The organism is Micromonospora orduensis (genome assembly GCF_006228125.1).
Classification (GTDB): Bacteria; Actinomycetota; Actinomycetes; order Mycobacteriales; family Micromonosporaceae; genus Micromonospora; species Micromonospora orduensis.
Genome location: NZ_VDFY01000040.1, coordinates 1 through 3,804 on the forward strand (window position 1 = coordinate 1; position 3,804 = coordinate 3,804).

At 71.9% G+C, this 3,804-nt stretch carries 6 protein-coding genes; 4 read left to right on the forward strand and 2 right to left on the reverse strand.

The annotated features are described in order from the left end of the window. On the reverse strand, positions 1-545 hold a 545-nt coding region (locus tag FHG89_RS00340), incomplete at its 3' end, for a lytic polysaccharide monooxygenase auxiliary activity family 9 protein (RefSeq protein WP_139581861.1). A 107-nt stretch (positions 546-652) separates the two neighbouring features. Further along, the gene (locus FHG89_RS00345) at positions 653-928 is read right to left on the reverse strand and encodes an isoamylase early set domain-containing protein (protein WP_139581862.1); all 276 of its coding nucleotides are present in this window, start codon (positions 926-928) and stop codon (positions 653-655) included. A gap of 154 nt (positions 929-1,082) precedes the next feature. Here FHG89_RS00345 and FHG89_RS00350 point away from each other — a divergent pair, with 154 nt between their 5' ends. From FHG89_RS00350 to FHG89_RS00365, 4 genes are all read left to right on the forward strand, one after another. Continuing rightward, positions 1,083-1,343, forward strand: a complete 261-nt coding sequence (locus FHG89_RS00350; protein WP_139581863.1) for a Prokaryotic metallothionein — start codon at positions 1,083-1,085, stop codon at positions 1,341-1,343. 178 nt (positions 1,344-1,521) lie between these two features. Beyond that, complete coding sequence (locus tag FHG89_RS00355; protein WP_139581864.1) at positions 1,522-2,466, forward strand: DMT family transporter; 945 nt, start codon at positions 1,522-1,524, stop codon at positions 2,464-2,466. Between the two features lie 24 nt (positions 2,467-2,490). Then, positions 2,491-2,946, forward strand: coding sequence for a GNAT family N-acetyltransferase (locus FHG89_RS00360; protein WP_139581865.1), 456 nt, complete (start codon positions 2,491-2,493; stop codon positions 2,944-2,946). A gap of 119 nt (positions 2,947-3,065) precedes the next feature. Then, on the forward strand, positions 3,066-3,804 hold a 739-nt coding region (locus FHG89_RS00365; protein WP_139581867.1), incomplete at its 3' end, for a lytic polysaccharide monooxygenase auxiliary activity family 9 protein.

The window sequence follows — 3,804 nt, forward strand, 5'->3', positions numbered from 1 at the left end:
ACCCGCGTCGGCGTGGGGGTCGGGTTCGAACCGCCGCCGCCGATCTGGACGTCGATGCAGGAGTAGAAGGCGTTCGCGGTGTCGGAGATGTTCCACACCGCGAGGATCTTCTGCCGCCCGGAGAAGCCGCCCAGGTTGACGGTGTGCGAGACCGTCGCGCCCGGCTGCTGGCCGTTGCCGTTGACCACGCCGACGCGGGTGTTGCCGATCCAGTACTCCCAGTTGCTTGTGGCGTGTCGGGCGGTGTTGACCCAGGTGAAGGTCAGCGAGGAGCCGACGGAGGTGGCCGGCCAGCCGCGGCTGTCGTCGTTGAGGACGGCGAACTGGGCGATGCCGGCGTTGCAGCTCTTCAGGCCCTTGGGCCCTTCGACGCTCTGCGGCTCGTACTTGATCTGCCCGCAGTCGGGCACCCGGCCCTGCGCGCAGAGCGCCTGCCGGCTCGGTGGGGCGGAGACGTAGCCGTGTGCCTGCGCGGGGGCGGCGACGGTGAGAGTGGCGGCGACGGCGCCCGCCGCCACCAGCGGGACGGTGATTCTTCGACGCATCGGGCAGCTCCTTCTCCAGGTGCGGTGAGGTGCCCCAAACGTAATTTAAACTTTGTTAACAGTAAAGAGCCTGGTCGATAAATACATCGATGGTGACGAGTTTTCCCTCAGAGTCGGAGCAGGCCGCCCCGGTCGTCGACCTCGTCGGCCGACTCGTCGTCCAGCCAGACGCCGCCGTCGGCGAGGTAGCGGAAGCGGTACTCCCCCGGCGGGAGCTTCACCGTCACCGTCCGGGTGCCGTCGCGGCGTGCCACCAGCTCGTGCCGGCCGGGCTCCCACTCGTTGAAGCAGCCCACCACGCTCACCGGGCCGGGCGGGGTGTCCCGGGGCAGGCAGAAGGTGACCCGGGTCTGATTGCCGAAGAGTCTGTTGCGCTTGATCACTGCGATCCTCCGGGGGTTGCGGGGGTTCACCCGGCACAACGGACGACACGCCGGCACCGACACGCCGCCCGGCGGCCCGGACGCCGACATTTCGCCCCACCCGGCACGACCCTGAGGAAGTCTGTAGACACATGTCCTGATACGGGGGGTTCCGATGGCTACGTGCGAGGTCTGCGGCAACGACTACTGGATGGCGTTCGAGGTGCGCACCGTCAGCGGCGACGTGCACGTCTTCGACTCGTTCGAGTGCGCGATCCACCGGTTGGCGCCGATCTGCGAGCACTGCCAGATCAAGATCGTCGGGCACGGCGTCGAGGTCAACGGGCGCTTCTTCTGCTGCGGGCACTGCGCCCGCACCGTCGAGGGGGCCGAGGGCGCCGAGATCCGCGACGCCGTGGGCGCCCGCCCCGCCTGAGCGACACCCTGCGGTACGGTCGTCCGATGCGGCCGTTCCCGGGCGTCCTGCCCCCGCCGCGCTCCTGAGCGGAGCGCCGCGCCTCAGCCGAGCGGGTGACTGACCCCGCCCGGCCGCCCTGCCGTACGCGCTCCGTCGACGTCGTCCCCGTCAACGGCTCACCCTTCGGAGCGCATCCGTGTCCACCTCCCGTACCGCGCGCCCGGTCACACCGGCGCCGGCCACCCGCCACGCCCGCACCGGCCTCATCCAGATCACCGTCACCGGAGTGCTGTGGGGCACCACAGGCGTGGCGGTGCAACTCCTGCGCGGAAGCACCGGGCTCAGCCCGGTGAGCATAGGCTTCCACCGCCTCGCGATCGCCGCGCTCGTCCTGCTGGCGTGCACCGCGGGTCGACTCGGCGCCATCGTCGCCGCCCTTCGCGCGGCTCCCGTACCGCTGCTGCTCACCGGCGTCGGCCTCGGCCTCTACCAGGCGCTCTACTTCGCCGCCGTGGCGCTCGCCGGGGTCAGCGTGGCCACCGTTGTCAGCCTGGGCCTGGCACCTGTGCTCGCCGCCACCTGGGAGTCGCTGCGGGCCCGCCGGATCCCCGACCCGCTGCGCCTCGCGACGCTCGGCACCGCGGTGGCCGGCCTCGCCCTGATCACCGGGGCGACGGCGGACCCCACCGCCGCGGCGCCCGCGCCGCTGCTCGGCCTGCTCGCGGCCGCCGGGTCCGGTCTCGGGTATGCGGTGACGACGCTGATCAGCGGGCACGTGTCGCAGCGCGCCGCTCCGATGACGCTCACCACCATCTCCACAGTGGTCGGCGCGCTGACCCTGCTGCCGCTGGCCCTGGTCGCCGGCGTCGCCGTCCCGGTACGCCCCGACACCCTGGCGCTGCTGCTGCACCTCGGCGTGGTCACCACCGCCGTGGCGTACGCGCTGTTCTACGCCGGCCTGCGCACCACGCCGGGCAGCGTCGCCGCCGTGCTCACCCTGCTCGAACCGCTCACCGCGGCGGCGCTGGCGGTGGCGCTGCTGCGCGAGCCGCTCCCGCTGCCGGTCATCGCCGGCGGCGTACTGCTGCTCACCGCCGTCGCCGCCACCTACCTGGCGCCGACCCGGGCGGGCTCCCCGTGAACGGGCCCGGCCTACCATCGGTGGGTGCCCCAGCAGACCACCGAGATCCACACGGCCTCCTTCGCCGACCTGACCGCCCGCACCTTCCACGACCTGCTCAAGCTGCGCATCGACGTGTTCGTGGTGGAGCAGAACTGCCCGTACCCGGAACTCGACGGGCGGGACGTGGAGCCGGGCACCCGGCACCTCTGGCTCACCGACGGCGACGCGCCGCTGGCGTACCTGCGGATCCTCGCCGACCCGGCCGGCACCGCCCGGATCGGCCGCGTGGTGGCGGCCCCGGCGGCGCGCGGCGGCGGGCACGCCGGCCGGCTGATGACGGCGGCGCTGGAGGTGGTGGGCAACCGACCGTGCGTGCTGGAGGCGCAGTCGCACCTGGTCGCGTTCTACGCCCGGCACGGCTTCGCGGTCAGCGGCCCGGAGTACGTCGAGGACGGCATCCCGCACACCCCGATGCGCCGTGACGCCATTGACGTCTGACGATCCGCCTGGCATGGTGCCGGGTAGAGCCATCGCGGGAGCCAGCGAGTAGGCACGGGAGCGGGCATCTCCCGGCAGTTCGGGCATCGTCGTCCGTACCTCATCCCCCCGGGGGCTCCATGTCCACTCTCGCACGATCACCACGCGTGCTCCGGCCGCTCGCCGTCGCGGCGGCCGCCACGCTTCTGCTGACCACCGCGATCACCGTCGTGCTGGGCCAGTCCGCCTCGGCGCACGGCTCGGTCGTCGACCCGCCCTCGCGCAACTACAGCTGCTGGCAACGCTGGGGCAGCGACTTCCAGAATCCGCGGATGGCCACCGAGGACCCGATGTGCTGGCAGGCCTGGCAGGCCGACCCGGCCGCTATGTGGAACTGGAACGGCCTGTTCCGCGAGGGTGTGGGGGGCAACCATCAGGCCGCCGTCCCCGACGGCCAACTGTGCAGCGGCGGACGCACCCAGAGCCCCCGCTACAACGCGCTGGACACCGTCGGCGCCTGGAAGACCACAGCGGTGTCGAACAACTTCCGGCTGCGCTTCTTCGACCAGGCCAGTCACGGCGCCGACTACATCCGGGTGTACGTGACCAAGCAGGGCTTCAACTCGGCCACCCAACCGCTCGGCTGGGGGAACCTGGAGTTGGCGGGCCAGATCGGTAACACCCCGGCCTCGCAGTGGAACCAGGACACCGGTGGTGTCTCGATCCAGATCCCGGTCAGCGCGCCGGGACGCACCGGACGGCACATCGTCTACACCGTCTGGCAGGCCAGCCACCTGGACCAGTCGTACTACCTGTGCAGTGACGTCGACTTCGGCGGCGGCGTCGTCGGGGGCGGGGTGGTCGGCGGTGGGGTGGTCG